This is a genomic window from Streptosporangium nanhuense (assembly GCF_059358815.1).
Map to the genome: position 1 here is coordinate 205,437 of NZ_JCADBG010000010.1, position 19,670 is coordinate 225,106.

Consider the following 19,670-nt stretch of genomic DNA (forward strand, 5'->3'; position numbering starts at 1 on the left):
TCCTAACGGTTCGCCGACGCCAGCAGCGCGACGCGGTCGATCTTCTTGGTGGGGGTGAGCGGGAAGGCGCCGCGCGTCTCGATCCTGGAGGGGATCATGTACGAGGGCAGGTGGGCGGCCAGGTGCTTGCGCAGCGCCCGGGGGGTGAGCTCTCCCTGGCCGCCCGGATCTCCCTGGACGCCCTGATCGCCCTGGACGCCCTGGACGAACAGCAGCAGGTCTCCGTCCACGACGTGCGCGGCGGCCAGCTCGACCCGCGGGTGCTCCTGCGCCACGGACTCGATCTCGCCCAGCTCGATCCGGTAGCCGCGCAGCTGCACCTGGCGGTCGCGGCGCCCGTCGAAGCGCAGCTGCCCGTCGGGGCGCAGCCGTCCCAGGTCGCCGGTCCGGTAGAGCCTGCCGTGCTCGGGGTGCTCGACGAACCGCTCGGCGGTGAGCTCGGGGGCGCCGCCGTAGCCGAGGGCCACGCCGCGCCCGCCGACGTGGATCTCGCCCTGCTCGCCGTCCGGCACCCGCTCGCCGTCGTCGCCGAGCACGACGACGCGGTAGCCGGCCAGCGGCCTGCCCACGGGCAGCGGGTCGGGCTCCGCGGCGTCCACGAGCCCGGCGGTGCACCACACGGTGACCTCGGTGGGGCCGTAGAAGTTCCAGACGCGCCCGGCGTGCCGGGCCAGCTCGGCGGCGAGCCGCGCGGTCAGCACCTCGCCGCCGCAGACGGCCTGCAGCGCCTCGCGTCCCGGCGTCAGGTGCGGCAGCAGCGCGTGCCAGGCGGTGGGGGTGGCGTGGACGACGGTGACGTCGTGCCGCTCCAGCCAGCCCACCAGCCGCCCGGGGTCGGCCTGCAGCGCCTCGGAGGTCACCAGGGTCGCGCCGCCGTGGCTGAGCGGGACGAACATCTCCAGCAGCGAGATGTCGAAGGAGAAGGTCTGGTTGGCGGCGTACCGGTCGGCGGGGCCGGGGGCGAGCAGCTCCGCGACGGCCCGCACGCAGTTGTGCAGCGAGGCGTGCGAGACCCGCACCGCCTTCGGGCGGCCGGTGGAGCCGGAGGTGAACATCACGTACGCGCACCGCTCCGGCCTGACATCACCGACCGGCAGCAGGTACGCGCCCTCTCGCGGCTCGGGCCCGTCGGCGGGCACCACGGCGAGCGCCTCGTCACCCGTTCGCGCCTCCCGCGTGTCCTCCTCGGGGGGCAGGCGGTCGAGGAGCAGGCTCATGCCCGCCTGCTCCTGCTGGAAGCGGAGCCGCTCGGGCGGCAGGGCCTGGTCCAGCGGCAGGAAGACCGCGCCGGTCTGCCACAGGCCCAGGATCGCGGCCACGTAGTCGGCGGACCGGGGCAGCGCGACGCCGACCACGTCCCCCGGGCGCACGCCCCGGTCCCGCAGGGCGCGGGCCACCGCGCCGGCGCGGGCGGCCAGGCGCCCGTAGGTGATCTCGGAGCCCGGGTCGAGCACCGCGAGCGCGCCGGGCGTGCGCTCGACCTGGCGGGCCACCTCGTGCAGCACGGTGCTCACGCCGTCCTCCGGCCGGGCGTCTTCCGGCCGGGGCATCTCGTGCGGAAGGGGGTTCAGGCCGTCCCCCGTCCGGGGCGTCTCACGCGCGACGGTGCTCATGCGGTCATCTCCTGGGGAACGGCGGTCACGGCCGGGGGGAGGGGGGCGGACCAGTCGCGGGACCAGGGGAGCAGCGGGATGGACGTCACCGCCCCCGGCGGGTTGAGCGCGGCCCAGTCGGGGTCGTGGCCGAGCTCGTACAGCCGGATCAGCACGCCGGGCAGGTCGCCCGCGGTGGCGCAGCGCACCACGCGGGCCCGCCTGCCGCCCGCGACGCCGCGCAGCCGGGGGCCGAGTCCCACGGCGCCGATCTCCACGAAGGTGCGTACCCCCCGGTCCAGCGCGCCGGTGAGCGCGTCGCCGAGCAGGCTCGGCCCGGCCAGGTGGCGCGCCCAGTATCCGGCGCCCTGCGCGCGGCCGTCGACCGGCTCGCCGGTGAGCGTCGACAGCGACGCCGTCTCCCCGACGTTGGTGGGCAGCCCCTTCAGGGCCTCTTCCAGCTCGGCGGCGAGCGGCCCGGCCAGCCCGCTGTGGTCGGCGGTGGCGGGTCCGAGGTCTCCGCAGAGCACGTCCCCGGCGGTGAGGGTGGCGGCCAGGCCGGCCAGCGCGGCCCTGGGGCCGACGATGACGCAGGTCTGCGGGTCCTCCACGGCGGCCACCGTGAGCGCGGGACCGACGCGGGCGCACAGGGCCTCCGCCAGCCTGCGCGCCAGCCGGACCCGCAGGGCGTGTACGGGAGGCGCCCCGGCCAGCAGCCGGGCGCGGTGCCGGGCCACGGCGTCGGCGTCGGCGGGCGCCAGCACGCCGGAGTGGCGGGCGGCGGCGACCTCCCCCGCGCCGTGGCCGATCACCAGGTCGGGACGGATGCCCGCCCGGCGCAGTTCCTCGGCGAGCCCCGTGAGCCCGGCGGAGACAGTGAACCCGGCGAACCCGGCGAACCCGGCGAACCCGCCGCGCTCGGCCCACGCGCCCTCCTCGGCCGGCCCCGCGGACCCACCGGGCACCCCGGTGTGCGGCTCGTCGGCGAAGACGAAGGCCAGGCCGCCCGGGGCGGTACCGCCGGGGGTCGCGGCGGCCAGGTCGGTCAGCGCCCTGTCGAGCTCGCGGTCCAGCTCGGCGGCGTCGGCGCCGGTCACCCCGGCCCGGTGGGCGTGGTGGTCGCGCCGGTCCCCCGCCGTGTGGCAGGCCGCCGCCAGGTCCAGTCCCGGATCCCGCAGCGCGGCCCGCCACCGCACGACCAGCTCCCGCAGCCCGGCGTGGGTGTGCGCCGACAGCGGCAGGTAGTGGCGCCTGCCCGATGAGGCCGTGGAAGCCGTCTCCCCGGTGAGGGTCGCGGGCTCCGCGGACCTGTTCGGGTACGACCACATCTCGTCGGGCGGCAGTCCCTCGCAGTCCTCCCAGACCTGCCGCCGGGGGCGGACCTGGGCTCGCGGGGACGCCTCTTCCCGGACCTCGCCCGCCCGTCCCGTCACCGCCGGGGCCGGGGAGGGGGACAAGGCCGGCGGCGGGGGTGTCTCCAGGATCAGGTGGGCGTTGGTGCCGCCGAAGCCGAAGGAGCTGACCCCCGCCAGGCGTCCGTCCCACGGTTCGAGGCGGTCCTGCACGCGCACGCCGCCGGCGGGCCAGTCGAAGTCCTCGGCGGGCCGCCCGGCGTGCAGGCTGGCCGGGAGGGTGCCGTGGAAGAGCGACAGGGCCAGCTTGGCCAGGCCCGCCGCGCCCGCGGCGGCCTCCAGGTGGCCCACGTTGCTCTTGACCGAGCCGATCCGCAGCGGGGCGGGGCGCCCGGCGGTGCCCATCACCTCCGACAGGGCGCGCAGCTCCATCAGGTCGCCCAGCTGTGTGCCCGAGCCGTGCGCCTCGACGTAGCCGACGTCGCCCGGGTCGACCCCGGCCGCCTGGCACGCCGCGCGCAGCAGCCGTACCTGCGCGGGGGCGCTCGGTGACATCAGCCCGTTGGTGCGGCCGTCGCTGTTGACCGCGCCGCCGCGGATGAGGGCGTAGATCCGGTCCCCGGCGGCGAGCGCGTCGCCCAGGCGCCGAAGCGTCACCACGACGGCGCCCTCGGAGCGGCCCATGCCGTCGGCTCCGGCTCCGAACGACTTGCAGCGGCCGTCGGGGGCGAGCACCCCGGCCGTACGGAAGCACAGGCCGATGTCGGGAGAGAGGATCGCGTTGACCCCTCCGGCGAGGGCGGTGTCGCACTGGCCCGTCTGCAGCGCCGTCACCGCCTGGTGGACGGCGACCAGCGACGACGAGCAGGCGGTGTCGATCGCCATGGAGGGGCCGTGCAGGTCGAAGACGTAGGAGACGCGGTTGGCGGCCACGCTGTGCGCCACCCCGGTCGGGGTGTAGAGGCCGGGCTCGGCAGCCCCGGAGAAGCTGCTGACCAGGAAGTCCCCGCTGCTGATCCCGGCGAACACGCCGGTCCGGCTCCCGCCCATCCCGGACAGGCGCAGCCCGGCGTCCTGCAGGGACTCGTGCGCGACCTCCAGCAGCATCCGCTGCTGGGGGTCCATCGCCTCGGCCTCGCGGGCGTTGACCGCGAAGAACGCCGGGTCGAAGGCCTCCACGTCCGGCAGGAACCCGCCCTCGCCCACGCCCGGCTCGTGCCAGCCCGGGTGCCGCGCGGCCCGCTCCCCCGGTACCGCGCCGACCGCGTCGACGCCGTCCGCGAGCAGCCGCCAGAGGTCACCGGGGCCCTCGGCGCCCGGGAGGCGGCAGCCGATGCCGACGATCGCCACCGGTTCGAGGGAGTGGCCGGCGGCCTCTCTCTTGGGCGGGCGCGCCGGCGACGGCGCCGAGGTGGTCAGGTACGCCGCCAGCATGCGGGGGGTGGGGTGGTCGTAGAAGACGGTGGTGGGCAGCGCGACGCCCAGCCGGGCCTCCAGCTCGGCCGCGAGCGCGACCGCGTCGGCCGAGCCGATGCCGTAGTCGATGAACAGCCGGTCGGCGTCCATGTCGGCCGCGCCGGTGCGCTCGGCGACCAGGGAGAGCAGCAGGTCCTGGACGTTCATCGCAGGGCCGCCACCGGGCCGGTGCCCGCGAGCGCGGGCGAGGTCCATCCGGCCAGCACGGGGAACGCGCCGTCCAGCAGCATCGCGCGGCACTCGCGGCGCCGGATCTTGCCGCTGGTGGTCTTGGGGACGCTGCGCGGCTCGACCAGGAACACCCCGTCGAGCATCACGTCGTGCTCCCTGGCCACCGCGAGGCGGATCTCGGTGATCAGCTCGTCGAGGTTCCCGGCGTTCTTGGCCGTGACCTCGGCGACGACCACCGCGGCCTCGGCCTGCGGCACGTCGCCGGTGGGCTCGGTGGCGAACGCGGCGCCGCAGCCGCCGCGCACGGCGGGGCTGACCCGCTCGACGGTGTACTCGACGTCCTGGGGATAGTGGTTGACCCCGTTGATGACGATCAGGTCCTTGTGACGCCCGACGATCACCACGTCGCCGTCCTCCATCACGCCGAGGTCCCCCGTGCGCAGGAAGTTCTCCGGCCGTCCCGGCAGGCGGGCGTGGAAGGTCTCGGCGGTGGTCTCGGGGCGTCGCCAGTAGCCGTCCGCCACCGAGGGCCCGGAGACCCACACCTCCCCCACCTCGCCGGGCGCGCACGGCAGCCCGGTGGCGGGGTCGGCGATCTCGAAGACCATGTCCTCCACCGGGGCTCCGCAGCGGACGTAGGCGCGCTCCCCCACCCGGACGCCGGGGTCGTCGGCCTCCAGCCGCGAGGTGGAGATCACCAGGGTGCTCTCGGCCATGCCGTACGCGACGCGCAGGGCCGCGGGGTCGAACCCGGCGGGCGCGAACCGTTCGGCGAAGCGGCGCACGGTGGCCTGCCGGAGCGGTTCGGCGCCGTTGACGGCCACCCGCCAGCTGCTCAGGTCCAGGGAGGCGACGTCGGCGTCGGTGGCCTTCCTGACGCACAGCTCGTAGGCGAAGTTGGGCGCGTAGGACAGCTGCCCGCCGTGGTCGGAGATGGCCCGCAGCCAGCTGACCGGCTGCGCGGCGAACGCCTGCGGGGACATCTTCACCACGTGGGCGCCCCACAGCAGCGGCGACAGCAGCGAGCCGATGATCCCCATGTCGTGGTAGAGCGGCAGCCAGGAGACCGTGGTGCTCTCGTGGCCGGCCCCGACGGCCGAGGCCACCGCGCGGGCGTTGTGGACCAGGCCGCCGTGGGTCACCATGACGCCCTTGGGGTTGCCGGTGGAGCCCGAGGTGTACTGCAGGAACGCCAGGTCCCCGGGGACGGGCAGCGACCAGTGGTCGGCGGCGTCGCCGTGGAGCAGGTCGGCGAAGTGCAGCCAGCCGCGGAACCCGGGCAGTGCCTCCAGCGCCGCCGGCGCGCCGGCGTCGGGGAGCGGCTCGGGGGCGATCGCGTAGGCGGCGCCCGAGTCGCGGGCGATGGAGGCGATCTTCGACCAGGCCGACCTGAAGTGCGCGAGGGAGGGCATGTAGACGGGGACGGGCACCGCCCCGGCGAGCATGCAGCCGTAGAAGACGGGCGCGTACTCGGCGGAGGAGGGGCAGGCGAGGAGCACGCGCTCGCCGCACGCGCCGGCCTCGGTGAGGCGGGTGGCGACCTGCCGGGCGCGCAGGGCCAGCTGGGCGAAGGTCCACGCGGTGCTCTCGCCCCTGCCCAGGAAGGTCAGGGCCGGACGCTCGCCGTGCTCGTCGGCGGTGGCCAGCAGGGACGCCAGCACCGAATCATGAGATGTCATGCCATTCCTCCGATGTGGTCGTTGAGAAGCTCGTCCAGCAGGGCGTCCACCTGGGCGTCGGACAGGGCGTCCAGCCGCGCGGCCATCGGGTCGCGGGCGTCCGCCACGGGGTCTCCCCCGGCCGGCCGCTCCCCCAGATGGGCGCTCACCCGTCCGGCCAGCTCGGCGACGGTGGGGCCGTCGAGGAACGCCGGGGTCGGCAGCCGCACCCCGAGCCGGGCCTCCAGGAGGTTGCGCAGCTCGACGGCCATCAGGGAGTCCAGGCCGAGGCGGGTGAGCGACACCTCCCGGTCGATCGCGGCCGGGGAGGTGCGCAGCACGCCCGCCACCCACTCGGTGAGCGCCCTCTCCAGTTCCTCGGGGGTCGTGATGTCCAGCGGGCCGGTCGCGGCGTGGCCGCCCGCCAGCCCGGCGAAGATCGACCAGCGTTCCTGCCCGGGGTTGTGCGCGAACCAGGCGGGCGCGTCCAGGGGGACGACCGCGACCTGGGCCGGCGACTCCGCCAGCAGGCCGGCCAGGATCCGCAGCCCCGAGGCGGGGTCGATGGAGCCCATGCCCCTGTCGGCGAGCCGGCCCGCCCTGTCGGGCCGGGCGGCGAGCCCGATCTCCGACCAGACGCCCCAGTCGACGCTGGTGGCGGGCAGGCCCTGCCCCCTGCGCCAGTGCGCGAAGCCGTCCAGGTAGGCGTTGGCCGCCGCGTAGCCGGCCTGGCCGCCGGAGCCGAGGAGCCCGGCCGCCGAGGAGAACAGCACGAACAGCTCCAGCGGGTCGCCGCAGGTGAGCCGGTGCAGGTTGCGGGTGCCGTCCACCTTGGGGCGCAACACCTCGCGTACCTCGTCGAAGTCCGTGGCGGCGATCGTGCGGTCGCGCAGCACCCCGGCGGCGTGCAGGACGCCGCGCAGGGGCGGCCCCTGGGCGCGCAGGCCCTCCAGCGCGCTCTCCAGCGCGGCCGCGTCGGCGACGTCGGCGGCGAGCACCGTGACCCGCACGCCCTCCTCGCGCAGCGCGGCGATCCGCTCCAGCGCGTGCGGGCCCGGCTCGCGCCTGCCCATCAGGGCGAGGTGGCGGGCGCCCTGCCGTACGAGGCCCTCGGCCGCGGCCAGGCCGAGACCGCTCAGGCCGCCGGTGACCAGGTAGGTGCCGTCGGCGCGCAGCCGGGGCCGGTCGAAGGTGAGGACCACCTTGCCGATGTGGCGGGCCGACGCCATGTGCCGGAAGGCCGTCTCCGCCTCGGCGGCGGGGAAGGCCGTCACCGGCAGCGGGCCGAGCGTGCCGTCCGCGACCGCGTCCATCACCTCGCGCAGCATCGCCCCGGCCAGTTCCGGGCGCCGCCCGGCCAGCGAGAACGCCTCCACCGCGTGGAAGGACAGGCTCTTGGCGAACGGCGCGAGCGGCAGCGCCCTGTTCTCCGCGATGTCGCGCTTGCCGAGCTCCACGAACCGGCCGAAGGGCGCCAGGACGCGCAGGCCCTCGTCGACGGCCTCCCCGGCCAGGCAGTTGACCACCATGTCGACCCCGGCGCCGCCGGTGACCTCCATGACGCGGTCGGCGAAGTCCAGGGAGCGCGAGTCGAAGACGTGCTCGACGCCCTGTTCCCGCAGCCAGGCCCGCTTGCCGGGCGAGCCCGCGGTGGCGATGACCTCCGCGCCCGCGCGCCGGGCCAGCCGCACCGCCGCCTGCCCGACGCCGCCGGCCGCGGCGTGGACCAGCACCCGGTCCCCGGCCTCCAGGCGGGCCAGTCGCTCCATGCCGTAGACGACGGTGACGTACGCCGCGGGCAGCGTCGCCGCCTCGGTGTAGCCGAGGCCGTCGGGGAGGGGCACGGCGAGGCGGGCGTCCACGGTGACGTGCGAGGCCATCGCGCCGATCTCGGCGACCAGGGTCGCCACCCGGTCGCCCGGGGCCAGGCCGGTGACGCCGTCGCCGACGGCGGTCACCTCGCCCGCGCACTCCAGGCCGTAGCCGAGCGGTTCGGGCTGCTCGCCCAGCATGCCGATCCCGCGCAGCACGTCGTTGAAGTTGAGCCCGGCGGCGTGCACCCGGATCCGCACCTTCCCCGCCTCCGGCTCGCGGGGAAGGTCCTCCTCGACCAGGGTCAACGTGGCGAGGTCCTGCTGGGCGCGCTGGACGAGCCGGTGCGGGCCGCGCGGCCCGGCCGGTCGCGGGGTGAGGCGCGGCGCGAAGGCCCGGCCGCCCCGCAGGGCGACCTCGTTCTCACTCCCCAGGTTCCAGGTGGACGGCCCGTCCCCAGAAGGGGTCCAGGTGGACGGGTCGTGCCCGGCGTCCAGGTCGATCAGGGCGCAGCGCAGCTCGGGGTGCTCGTACCTGACCGTGCGGGCCATCCCCCACACGGCGGCGGCGTCGGGGTCGACCGGGTCGCCGGGCTCCACCGGCTGGGCGTTCCCGGTCACCACCCACAGCCGCTCCGGCTCCGGCGCGGCGGCCAGCTCCTGGACCAGCTCCAGCAGCGACCGCAGCGACTCCTCGGCGGGCCGTCCGGGCTCGACCCGGTGGACCACGCCCTCGAACGGCTCGCCGTCGCCGGGCTCCACCGGCACCCAGCGGGTGGTGTGGATCCAGCCTCCGGCGCCGGCCTCGCGCTCGATCGCCCGCAGCCGCACCCCGCGCAGCGCCAGGACGACCCGGCCGTCCTCGTCGCAGGCGTCCACGTCGAGCAGCGTGTCCGCGCCGCCCGTGTCCGCGCCGCCCGTGTCCGCTTCGGCGACCCGGGCGTACGCCCAGCGGGCCGCGCCGAGCTCGCCCAGCACCGACACCCGGTCCACCGCGCGGGGCAGCAGCAGGTCGTCCCCGTCGCCGAGGGCGGGCGCCGCCGCCTGCAGGCAGGCGTCGATCAGGGCCACGTCCAGGCGGTACGGTCCGGACCCGGCAGCGCGGCGCAGGCGGGCGAGGGACTCGCCGGGGGCGGCGAGGACCTCCTCCACCCGCCGGAAGGCGGGCCCGTACTGCATGCCCCTGGCGGTGAAGCCCGCGTAGAGCTCCTCCTCGCCGGCCCGCGCCGCGCAGCGCGACGCGATCGCCGGAAGGTCCAGGCGGGCGGCGGGCTCCGGCGTCGTACGGCGGGCCGAGGCGTGCGCGCGGCCGTCGGCGACGAGGTCGATCGCGTCGCCGTCGAGGCGGGCGCCCAGGCGGCGCGGGGCGTCCAGCACCAGCGGGACGCGGAACTCCACCCCGGCCAGCGCGTCCGAGTGCTCCAGGGCGGCGGCCACGTACCCGGCGCCGGGGAAGACCGGACGGCCCTCGACCCGGTGGTCGCCCAGCGGGCCGTCGGCGGTCAGCTCCACCTCGCGCAGCCGGGCCAGGGAGCCGGCGAAGGCGGCGGCGTCCTCCTTGTGCACGGACGGCAGCAGCAGGGCGTCGACGTCGCGCAGCCCGGACAGCAGGGTGGGGTGCGGGCTGAGCTCGACGAACGTGTCGTGTCCTGCGGCCAGCAGCTGCCGGATCACCGGCCAGAACAGCACGGGCTCGCGCAGGTTGCGGCACCAGTAGGCGGCGTCGGGCGTGGCGCCGGGGCGGCCGGTCACGGTCGACCAGAGGGGGGTCGTGGCGGGCACGGGCGCGAGGGCGGCCAGCTCCTCGCGCAGCTCGGGCAGGAGCGGGTCGACGTGGTGGCTGTGGCCGGCGACGTCGGCGCCGACCAGGCGGCAGAAGACGTCCTCCCAGCGCAGCTGCTCGACGAGCGCGTGGACCGCGTCGTGGTCGCCGGCCACCACGGTCGAGCCGGGCGCGTTGGACGCGGCCAGGCAGATGCGGCCGCCATGCCGGTCGCCGCGCCGGTCGTCCTGCTCGGCGACGACGGCGGCGGCCTCCTCCCAGCCGAGGCCGAGCAGCGCCATCGCGCCCGTCCCGCTGAGCCTGCGGTAGAGGCGGCTGCGGACGCCGACGATCCTGGCGGCCTCTTCGAGAGTCACGGCGCCCGCGACGTACGCGGCGGCGACCTCGCCCAGGCTGTGCCCGACCACGGCGGCGGGCACGACGCCGCTGGCCTCCCACAGGCGGGCGAGCCCGACCTGCAGGGCGAAGAGGGCGGGCTGGACGACGTCGATCCTGTCGGCGTCGGCCCTGCCCGCGAGCACGTCGGTGACGGAGCGGTCCAGATACGGTTCGAGCGCGAGCTCGCACTCCCGGATCGCCGCGGCGAAGACCGGTTCCTGCTCCAGCAGGGCACTTCCCATGCCGCGCCACTGGGCACCCTGGCCGGGAAAGACGAAAACGACACCGTTCATGCCGAGAAGCATCGCCAGGCGCGGCCCCGGCGTCTTCCGCCGCAGGGCGCGGACCGTACCTAGCCGCCAGGCCGGGTCGCCGGGGGAAGCCTAGCCCGCCGACGAATACCCATATGTCGTGCCATTGGAGATCGTCCTGACCTGTGGACGAAGAATTCGGCTCCCTGGCCTCGGCCTTCTACGAGCACGTGCTGCGGCGGCCCGACGCGCTCGCCGTCACCGACGAACACCGATCCGTGAGCTACGCCGAGCTGGCGGACGCCGCCTGCGGGATCCGCCGCTCGCTCGGCGAGCTGGGCCTGGTCCCCGGCGACCGGGTCGGCGTCTTCATGCGGCGCTCCTGGCGGGTCGTCGCCGCCGTCGTGGCGGTGATCGGCCACGGCTGCACGTACGTCCCCCTCGACCCCGACTACCCCGCCGAGCGGGTGCGGTTCATGGCCGGCGACAGCGGGCTGCGCGCGATCTGCGCCGACCCGGACGGGCCCTGGCCCTTCGCCGGGGTGCCGAGGATCGAGGTGACCGGCGCGACCACGGGCGGGGAGGTCCTGCCGCCGGTCCGGCGCTCCCCGGAGATCCCCACCCACATCATCTACACCTCCGGATCCACCGGGACGCCCAAGGGCGTCGCCACCCCCGAGGGGGCGGTGCTGGAGCTGTTCCGCTCCGCCCGCGAGCGGTTCTCCTTCAGCGGGGAGGACGTGTGGAGCTGGTTCCACAGCCACTGCTTCGACTTCTCCGTCTGGGAGATGTGGGGGGCGCTGCTGCACGGCGGGCGCGTGGTGGCCATCCCGGTCTCGGCCGGACGCGACCCCCGGCTGCTGCTGGAGACCTTGGACGCCGAACGGGTGACCGTGCTCTGCCAGGTGCCCAGCATGTTCAAGTACCTGGCCTGGGCGATGGAGCAGAGCCCCCGCCCGCTCGCGCTGCGCTACCTGATCTTCGGCGGCGAGGCCATCGACCGCGACACCATCCGCGCCTGGATGGACCTCACCGGCGGGCGCGAGGAGATCGTCAACATCTACGGCCCCACCGAGACGACCGTCTTCTCCACCTGCACGGTCGTGGACCGCGCGACGGTGGAGGACACCTCCGGGCCCACGAACATCGGCCGGGCGCTGCGCCACGTCCGCACCGCCGTCGTCGGCGCGGACGGCAGCGCGGTGCCGACCGGCGCCGAGGGCGAGCTGTGGGTGGGCGGCACCGCGCTGGCGGCCGGCTACGTCGGGCGCCCCGAGCTCAACGCCGAGCGGTTCCCGCTGGCCGACCTGGGCGACGGGGAGCGGCGCTGGTACCGCACCGGCGACCTGGTACGGCAGCTGGAGTGCGGGGCGTTCGAGTACCTGGGCCGCATCGACTCCCAGGTCAAGATCCGCGGGTTCCGCGTCGAGCTGGGCGAGATCGAGGCCGTGCTGCGGCACACCCCCGGCGTGAGCGACGCGGCCGTGATCGTGCGGACCCCGCCGGGCGGCGAGCCACTGATCGTGGCCTACCTGGTCGGCGAGCCGGTCTCCCCCCGCGAGCTGCGCGCCCTGTGCGGGGAGCGGCTGCCCGCGCACATGATCCCGGCGCAATTCCGCACCGTCCCCGTCCTGCCCCTGAACCCCAACGGCAAGCTCGACCGACTCGCCCTGGAGGCAACGCGATGACCGACGCGATCAGAGACGCCGTCCTGTCCGGCGAGAGCGACCCCGGCCACTTCGCGGCCCTGCCCGTGCCGGAGTCCTACTGGGGCGTCACCGTGCACGCCGACGAGGTCGACATGTTCGCCGGGATGCGCGGCGAGGACAAGGACCCGCGCAAGTCCCTGCACGTCGAGGAGGTCGCCACCCCGGAGGTGGGGCCGGGCGAGGCGCTGCTCGCGGTGATGGCCAGCTCGGTCAACTACAACACCGTCTGGTCGGCGATCTTCGAGCCGGTGGCCACCTTCGGGTTCCTGTGCCGCTACGGCCGCCGCAGCGAGCTGGCCCGCCGCCACGACCTGCCCTACCACGTGCTCGGCTCCGACGTCTCCGGCGTGGTGCTGCGGGTGGGGCCCGGCGTCACCAAATGGAAGCCCGGCGACCGGGTCGTCGCGCACTGCCTGTCGGTGGAGCTGGAGGACCCCGAGGGGCACGACGACACAATGCTCGACCCGCAGCAGCGGATCTGGGGCTTCGAGACCAACTTCGGCGGCCTGGCGGAGCTCGCGCTGGTCAAGGCCAACCAGCTGATGCCCATGCCCGCCCACCTGACCTGGGAGGAGGCGGCCTGCTCCGGGCTGGTCAACTCCACCGCCTACCGGCAGCTGGTCTCGCGCAACGGCGCGGCCATGAAGCAGGGCGACACCGTCCTGATCTGGGGCGCCTCCGGCGGGCTCGGCTCCTACGCCACGCAGTACGCCCTCAACGGCGGCGCCACCCCGGTCTGCGTGGTCTCCTCCCCCGAGAAGGCGGAGCTGGCCAGGAAGGCGGGCGCCTCCCTGATCATCGACAGGTCCGCGGAGAAGTACTCCTTCTGGCAGGACGAGCACACCCCCGACGTCGCCGAGTGGCGGCGCTTCGGCAAGCACATCCGCGAGCTGACCGGCGGCGACGACCCCGACATCGTGTTCGAGCATCCCGGCAGGGACACCTTCGGCGCGAGCGTCTACGTCTGCCGCCGCGGCGGGACGATCGTGACCTGCGCCTCCACCACCGGGTTCATGCACTCCTTCGACAACCGGTACCTGTGGATGAGCCTCAAGCGCGTCGTCGGCACGCACTTCGCCAACTACCACGAGGCCTGGCAGGCCAACCGGCTGGTCGCCCAGGGGCGCGTCCACCCCACCCTGTCACGCACCTACTCCCTGGAGCAGAGCGCCGAGGCCGTGCACGACGTCCGGCGCAACGTGCACCAGGGCAAGATCGGCGTTCTCTGCCTCGCCCCCGCCGAGGGTCTCGGCGTGCGCGACCAGGAGCTCCGCGAGCGGCACCTGCCGGCCATCACGCGCTACCGGTCCTCCTAAGGAGAGAGCCATGACCTCGACAATCCTCGAACCCGGCGCGGGCACACGCGACTCCGGCACGCCGCCGGGCGGCGGAAGCGGCGGGCCGCTGCACATCTGCGTCTTCTGCGGCGCTGGACGGAGCAACTCCCAGACCATCGTCGACGTGGCCAGGACCACCGGCAGGCTCATCGGCGAGCGCGGCCACCACCTGGTCTACGGCGGCGGCGGCTCCGGCCTGATGGGCGAGGTGGCCTGGGCGGCCTCGGAGAGCGGCGCGGCCATCCGGGGGATCATCCCGCGCTTCCTGTACGAGCGGGAGCGGGCGATCGCGGCGCCGATCCAGGAGACGCACCTGACCGACACCCTGCACCGGCGCAAGGAGCACATGCTGCGCTGCTCGGACGCCTTCATCGCGCTGCCCGGCGGCTACGGGACGCTGGACGAGATCCTCGAGGTGATCTCCGCCACCTACCTGGGCAGGTCGGCGAAGCCGCTGGTCCTGGTGAACACCGACGGCTTCTGGGACGGCTTCGTCAGCCTGGTCGAGACGCTGCGGCGCTACGAGCTGGTCGCCTCGGCCGGTTCGTCGGCGCAGCCGGTGTTCCACTCCGTCCCCTCCCCCGAGGCGGCCCTCTCCCTCGTCGAGCGGCTGGCCGCTCCCTCGGCCCGGCCCCTTACCGCCTGACCCCCCTACTGGAGGACTCCGATGGAGACCCGAGCGCCACTGTCGCCCGCCGACAAGCGCGCCCTGCTCGCCAGGCTGATGAGGTCTGCCGACGCGCCCTTCCCGCTCTCGTACGGCCAGCAGTCCCTGTGGTTCATGGACCGCGTGCGCAGGGAGGCGAGCGTCGCCTACAACATGCCGTTCGCGTGGACGGTGCACGACGACGCCGACCCGGTCGCGCTGCGCGGCGCGTTCGAGTGGCTGATCGCCCGGCACCCGATCTTCCGCACGACGTACGGGCACGTCAAGGGCACCCCGGTGCAGCGGGTCGCCCCGACGAGCGGCCTGGACTTCTTCCTCGCCGACCTCGCGCCCGGCCAGGACCTCGCGGACCTGCTGGGCGCCGAGGCGGCCCGGCCGTTCGACCTGGAGCACGGGCCGGTGCTGCGGGTGGTGCTGGTGCGGCGCCCGGCCGCGGCGCCCGTGCTGCTCTGGGTCACCCACCACATCGCGATCGACGGCTGGTCGCTGTTCCAGCTGCTGGAGGAGCTGGGGCAGGCGTACACCGCGCTGCGCAACGGGGCCCGGCCGTCCGCCGCGCCGCCCGCCGCGACCTACGCCGACTTCGTGGCGTGGCAGGCGGCGATGCTGGCCGGTCCCGACGGCGCCCGGATGGAGGCGTACTGGACCGGGCTGCTGGCGGACCCGCCGCCGGTGCTGGCGCTGCCCGCCGACCGGCCCCGCCCCGCCGACCAGGGCTTCCAGGGCTCCTCGTACGCCTTCCGGCTGGGCGCGGAGCGGTCGGCGGCGGTCGGGGAGCTGGCCGCGAGGGGCGGCTCCACGCTGTACACGACGCTGCTGGCCGCCTTCCAGGTGCTGCTGGGCAGGGCGGCCGGCCAGGACGACTTCCTGCTGGGCACCTGGACCTCCGGGCGCAGCCGCCCGGAGTTCTCCGACGTGGTCGGCTACTTCGTCAACCCGGTCGTGCTGCGCGCCGACCTGTCGGGGGACCCCGGCTTCTCCGAGGTGCTCGGCCGCACCCGGGACGCCGTGCTGGGCGCCCTGGACAACCAGGACTACCCGTTCCCCCGGCTGGTGGAGCGGCTGGGCGCGCACCGCGACCCGAGCCGTTCCCCGCTGTTCGACGTGGCGTTCACGCTGCGCGCCTCGCAGCGGGGGGAGATCGTCCGAGCCGAGTCGTTCGAGGCGCCCGAGGCGGTGTCGCCGCTGGGCGCCTCCTCCGCGGGCGAGCGGGGCATGCTGCTGCGGCTGGGCGAGCTGGCCCTGTCGACGTACCCCCTCGACCAGGCGACCGTCCGCTTCGACGTGGAGCTGGAGCTCGTCTCCGCGGACGGCGAGATCTCCGGCCTGCTGCGCTACGACACCGGCCTGTTCGACGAGGCCACGATCGCCTGGCTCGCCGAGGGCTACCTGCGAGTGCTGGACTTCGCGGCCGGGGATCCCGGCCGCCCTGTCGGCGCCGTGCCGTGGGAACCGCGGCCCGGCGTCGTGACACACGACGGCGCCCCCACCCCGAGGGCTCCGTCGGCGTCCCGAGGCGGCCGGGCACCCCACACGGGTGCCCCGGACGCCGGAGCCCGTGCCACCACGACCGGGGAGACCCCCGCGGCCGGGAGCACGGGCACGACGGGAACGAGCACGGAGAGAACAGGCGCGGCCGAGCTGCTGGAGACCGTCATCGGCATCTGGAGCGAGGTACTGGGCCTGGACCCCGGGGAGATCGCCCCGGACGACGACTTCTTCGACCTGGGCGGCCACTCCCTGGCCGCCGTCCAGGTGGCGATGCGCGTCCAGGACCGGCTGGGCGTGGAGGTGTCCATCTCCGACGTCTTCCACCACCTGACGCCCGCCGAGCTGGCCGGCTGGCTGGCCGGGCCCACCGGGGCCGGGCCGTGCCCGGTGCCCAGGACACCCGGCGCCGCCTACCCGCTCTCCCACGCGCAGGAGAGCCTGTGGGTGCTCAACCAGCTGGCCCCGAAGAGTCCCGCCTACAACGCGCCGCACGCGTTCCGGCTGCGCGGCCCGCTGGACGTCGAGGCGCTGGAGTGGGCGATCGGACGGGTGCTCTCCCGGCACGAGTCGCTGCGGACCACGTTCACGATGACCAGGCGGGGGCCGGTGCAGCGGGTGGCCGACCCGGCGCCGGTGCCGCTGCCCGTGGTGGAGACGGCCGACGCCGCCGGGCTGATCCTCAAGGAGTACCGCAGGCCGTTCGACCTGGCCATGGGCCCGCTGCTGCGGCCGATCCTCTACCGGATCTCCCCCACCGAGCACGTGCTGCTCGTCCTGGCGCACCACATCGTCTTCGACGGCTGGTCGACGGCGGTCTTCTGGCGGGAGCTGTGCGCCTTCTACCGCCTGCGGGCCGAAGGCTCCGGCTCCTGCGCGGAACCGCCGGAGCCCGGCGTGCAGTACGTCGACTTCGCCGTCTGGGAGCGCGAGTCGCTGACCGGCGACCGGCTGGCCGGGCTGGTGGGCTACTGGCGGGAGCGGCTGGCGGACTCGAAGGGCACCGCGCTGCCCACCGACCTGCCGCGCCCCAGGCGGCCGCTGTTCCAGGGTGCCCAGCACGCGTTCGACCTGCCGGTCGACGTCCGGGAGCTGTGCCGGGCCACCGACACCACACCGCACATGGTCTACCTGGCCGCGTTCAAGGTCTGGCTGGCCCGCCGCGCCGGGACCCGGGACGTGGTGGTCGGCTCGGTGGTCTCCGGCCGGTCCAGGACCGAGGTCGCCGACCTGGTCGGGCACTTCGTCAACACGCTGGCCGTCCGCACCCACCTGGGCGGGACGCGCACCTTCACCGAGGTCGTCGGCCGGGTGCGGCAGAGCCTGCTCGGCGCCTACGAGCACCAGGAACTGCCGCTGTCGCGGCTCACCGCGGAGCTGGGCACGGGCCGCGGGACCCTGTTCGACGTGCTGTTCACCCTGCACGACCGGCGCCTGCTGGAGTCGGCCGACGACGGGTTGCCGGGGGTGACGGCCGAGCGGCTGTCCGTCCCGCTGGGCACCTCGCAGTTCGACCTCGCCCTGGAGGTCACCGACCTGGGCGGCTCGGCGCGGGCGGTGCTGGAGTACGACACGGCGCTGTTCCGCCCGGAGACGGTCGCCGCGATGGCCGCCGAGCTGGAACGGACGATCACCGCCCTGGTGACCGCCCCGGACCTTCCCCTCTCACCCTGACGGCACGACGCCGCACCGGGCGACCAAGCGATGAGATGACGACGTGTGAGGTGACGCGATGACGACGACGCGCGTGCTCGACCGCGCGGCGCGGGCGGTGAGCTTCCCCGCCCCCCGCCCGGAGGCCGCGATCCGGCTGTTCTGCCTGCCGTACGCGGGCGGCGGCTCCGTGGAATACCAGCGGTGGGCCGACCTGCTGCCCGACACCGTGGAGGTGGTGCCGGTGCACCTGCCGGGGCGCGAGCGCCGGTTCCGCGAGGCCCCGCACGCCGCGATGGACGGCCTGGTCGCCGAGCTGGCCGACGCCCTCACCCCGCACCTGGGGCGGCCGTACGCGCTGTTCGGCTACAGCATGGGCGCCTGGGTGGCGTTCGAGCTGGCCAGGGAGCTGCGGCGGAGGGGAGCGCCCGCACCCCGGGCGCTGCTGGCCGCGGCGGCCGGCGCGCCGGACGGCCCGCGCGCCCCCGCCGTCCACGACGCCCCCGACGGCGAGCTGGTGGCCTGGATGCGCCGCCTGGGCGGCAGCGGCGGCCTGCCGCTGGACGACCCCCGGCTGCTCGCGGTGGTCCTGCCCCGGGTGCGGGCCGACCTGCGGGTGACCGAGACCTACCTGCCCGCCGCCGAGGCGCCGCTGGCGTGCCCGCTGGTCGTCTACACCGGCGACGGGGACGAGATCGTCTCACCCGGCGAGGCCCTGCTGTGGGGCCCGCACACCGCCGGGGACTTCCGGCTCCGGGTGCTGGACGGCGACCACTTCTTCCTGCACGAGCGCCGGGCGGAGCTGCTCGGCCACATCATCCGCGACATCCGCGACATCCGCGACCTGGAGGCCTGACGTGAGCACGTACGTAGTGGTGGTCAACGACGAGGAACAGTACTCCCTGTGGCCGCACGGGCGGGCCCTGCCCGCCGGGTGGGCCGCCACCGGGACCGCGGGCGGCCGTGACGAGTGCCTGGCCCACATCGAGCGGGTGTGGACGGACATGCGCCCCCGATCGCTGCGCACGCCATGACCGTCCTGCAGGGGACCCGGCCCCGTGTCAACGCCGGGCGTCTGGTGGATCACGTGGCCCGGCTGGGCGCGATCGGCGCGGTCCCCGGCGGCGGGGTGACCCGGCTGGCGTTCACGCCCCAGGACGTGGAGGGGCGCGCGTACGTCGCGCGGCTCATGGAGGAGGCGGCCCTGGCCGTGGAGGTCGACGCGGCCGGCAACCTGATCGGCCGCCGCCCCGGCTCCGTGCCGGGGGCAGCCGCGCTGGTCCTGGGCTCGCACATCGACACGGTGCTCAACGGCGGCGCCTACGACGGCGCCTACGGGGTGCTGGCCGGCATCGAGGTGGCCAGGACCCTGTACGAGGAGGGCGTGCGGCTGAACCACCCGCTCGCGGTGGTGGCCTTCTGCGACGAGGAGGGCGCCCACGGCACGATGGGAATGCTGGGCTCGCACGGCTTCGCCGGCGCGCTGCCACCGGAGGCGGCACTCGCCCTCGACGACCGCGGCGTCGCGGTCGCCGACCTGCTGGCGGCGGTCGGGGGCGACGCGGACCGGCTGGCCGAGGCCGCCTGGTCGCCCCGCGACGTCGCCGCCTACCTGGAGCTGCACATCGAGCAGGGGGACGTGCTGGAGCGGCTGGGCGTGCCCATCGGGGTGGTCGAGACGATCACCGGTCGGGTGAACGTCTCGGTCGTCGTCGAGGGCACGGCCGGTCACGCGGGCACCACGCCCATGGAGCACCGGGCCGACGCGCTGGACGGCGCCGCCCGGCTGGTGCTGGCCGTGCGGGCCATCGCCGCCGCCGAGCACCTGGTGCTGCGCGCCACCACCGGCACGTGCTCCGTCGAGCCCGGCATGTGGAACGTCATCCCCGGCAGGGTCCGGCTGGGCGTGGAGTTCCGCGACACCTCGGCCGGGGCCCTGGACGCGGCGCTGGCGCGGCTGGCCGAGGTCGCCGCCGAGGTCGCGGGCGCGACCGGCACCCGCGTCACGGTCGTGCCCGGGGCGCGCACCGCGCCGGTCGACTGCGACGCGGGGCTGCGCGAGATCGTCGCCCGCTCCGCGGCCGGGCAGGGCCTGCCGTACCACCGCCTGCCCAGCGGGGCCGGCCACGACGCGCAGATCGTGGCGCGGATCGCGCCCGTCGGGATGATATTCGTGCCGAGCCGGGGCGGCGTGAGCCACGCGCCCGCGGAGTACACGGCGCCGGAACACCTCGCCTGGGGGGCGGACGTGCTGCTCACGGCGGTGCTGACGCGCGACGCGACCCCGGATATCGGCCGGTTGCCGATGTGATATCGACTCGATCGCGCCTCATTCTACGTTTGT

The 19,670-nt window shown here is 75.4% G+C and carries 11 protein-coding genes; 7 read left to right on the forward strand and 4 right to left on the reverse strand.

Features of this window, described 5'->3' with window-relative positions; all coding sequences use genetic code 11:
- Positions 1–2 precede the first annotated feature (2 nt).
- The 4 genes from AC5L38_RS20855 to AC5L38_RS20870 are packed head-to-tail and all read right to left on the reverse strand — an operon-like array spanning position 3 to position 10,514.
- Complete coding sequence (locus tag AC5L38_RS20855; protein ID WP_495244477.1) at positions 3–1,613, reverse strand: amino acid adenylation domain-containing protein; 1,611 nt, start codon at positions 1,611–1,613, stop codon at positions 3–5.
- A complete protein-coding gene (locus AC5L38_RS20860; RefSeq protein ID WP_495244478.1) occupies positions 1,610–4,567 on the reverse strand; it encodes a type I polyketide synthase in 2,958 nt (985 codons plus the stop codon). The genes AC5L38_RS20855 and AC5L38_RS20860 overlap by 4 nt, the downstream gene beginning before the upstream one ends.
- Complete coding sequence (locus tag AC5L38_RS20865; protein WP_495244479.1) at positions 4,564–6,270, reverse strand: fatty acyl-AMP ligase; 1,707 nt, start codon at positions 6,268–6,270, stop codon at positions 4,564–4,566. The genes AC5L38_RS20860 and AC5L38_RS20865 overlap by 4 nt, the downstream gene beginning before the upstream one ends.
- Positions 6,267–10,514 carry an SDR family NAD(P)-dependent oxidoreductase gene (locus AC5L38_RS20870; RefSeq protein WP_495244480.1) on the reverse strand — a complete coding sequence of 1,416 codons (4,248 nt, stop codon included), beginning with the start codon at positions 10,512–10,514 and terminating at the stop codon, positions 6,267–6,269. The genes AC5L38_RS20865 and AC5L38_RS20870 overlap by 4 nt, the downstream gene beginning before the upstream one ends.
- A gap of 143 nt (positions 10,515–10,657) precedes the next feature.
- Between AC5L38_RS20870 and AC5L38_RS20875 the strand changes: the two genes are divergently transcribed.
- Genes AC5L38_RS20875 through AC5L38_RS20905 form a run of 7 tightly spaced genes read left to right on the forward strand, consistent with a single transcriptional unit; the run spans position 10,658 to position 19,637 of the window.
- The gene (locus tag AC5L38_RS20875) at positions 10,658–12,160 is read left to right on the forward strand and encodes an amino acid adenylation domain-containing protein (protein ID WP_495244481.1); all 1,503 of its coding nucleotides are present in this window, start codon (positions 10,658–10,660) and stop codon (positions 12,158–12,160) included.
- Positions 12,157–13,497 (forward strand): crotonyl-CoA carboxylase/reductase, encoded by a 1,341-nt coding sequence (gene ccrA, locus AC5L38_RS20880; RefSeq protein WP_495244482.1) that lies wholly within the window; start codon positions 12,157–12,159, stop codon positions 13,495–13,497. The genes AC5L38_RS20875 and ccrA overlap by 4 nt, the downstream gene beginning before the upstream one ends.
- 10 nt (positions 13,498–13,507) lie before the next feature.
- Complete coding sequence (locus AC5L38_RS20885) at positions 13,508–14,164, forward strand: LOG family protein (protein ID WP_495244483.1); 657 nt, start codon at positions 13,508–13,510, stop codon at positions 14,162–14,164.
- 21 nt (positions 14,165–14,185) lie between these two features.
- Positions 14,186–17,347 (forward strand): condensation domain-containing protein, encoded by a 3,162-nt coding sequence (locus AC5L38_RS20890; RefSeq protein ID WP_495244484.1) that lies wholly within the window; start codon positions 14,186–14,188, stop codon positions 17,345–17,347.
- A gap of 58 nt (positions 17,348–17,405) precedes the next feature.
- Entirely contained in the window at positions 17,406–18,182 is a 777-nt protein-coding gene (locus AC5L38_RS20895; RefSeq protein ID WP_495244485.1) for a thioesterase II family protein, read from the forward strand.
- Between the two features lies 1 nt (position 18,183).
- Positions 18,184–18,360 (forward strand): MbtH family protein, encoded by a 177-nt coding sequence (locus AC5L38_RS20900; protein ID WP_495244486.1) that lies wholly within the window; start codon positions 18,184–18,186, stop codon positions 18,358–18,360.
- The gene (locus AC5L38_RS20905; protein ID WP_495244487.1) at positions 18,357–19,637 is read left to right on the forward strand and encodes a Zn-dependent hydrolase; all 1,281 of its coding nucleotides are present in this window, start codon (positions 18,357–18,359) and stop codon (positions 19,635–19,637) included. Before AC5L38_RS20900 ends, AC5L38_RS20905 begins: the two co-directional genes overlap by 4 nt.
- Positions 19,638–19,670 lie beyond the last annotated feature (33 nt).

What these genes read in the sequence shown, in the direction of transcription:
- AC5L38_RS20885 (WP_495244483.1), top strand. Translation starts at nt 13,508, where the DNA reads ATGACCTCGACAATCCTCGAACCCGGCGCGGGCACACGCGACTCCGGC.
- AC5L38_RS20870 (WP_495244480.1), bottom strand. Translation starts at nt 10,514, where the DNA reads ATGAACGGTGTCGTTTTCGTCTTTCCCGGCCAGGGTGCCCAGTGGCGC.
- AC5L38_RS20860 (WP_495244478.1), bottom strand. Translation starts at nt 4,567, where the DNA reads ATGAACGTCCAGGACCTGCTGCTCTCCCTGGTCGCCGAGCGCACCGGC.
- AC5L38_RS20865 (WP_495244479.1), bottom strand. Translation starts at nt 6,270, where the DNA reads ATGACATCTCATGATTCGGTGCTGGCGTCCCTGCTGGCCACCGCCGAC.
- AC5L38_RS20895 (WP_495244485.1), top strand. Translation starts at nt 17,406, where the DNA reads ATGACGACGACGCGCGTGCTCGACCGCGCGGCGCGGGCGGTGAGCTTC.
- AC5L38_RS20855 (WP_495244477.1), bottom strand. Translation starts at nt 1,613, where the DNA reads ATGAGCACCGTCGCGCGTGAGACGCCCCGGACGGGGGACGGCCTGAAC.
- AC5L38_RS20890 (WP_495244484.1), top strand. Translation starts at nt 14,186, where the DNA reads ATGGAGACCCGAGCGCCACTGTCGCCCGCCGACAAGCGCGCCCTGCTC.
- AC5L38_RS20905 (WP_495244487.1), top strand. Translation starts at nt 18,357, where the DNA reads ATGACCGTCCTGCAGGGGACCCGGCCCCGTGTCAACGCCGGGCGTCTG.
- ccrA (WP_495244482.1), top strand. Translation starts at nt 12,157, where the DNA reads ATGACCGACGCGATCAGAGACGCCGTCCTGTCCGGCGAGAGCGACCCC.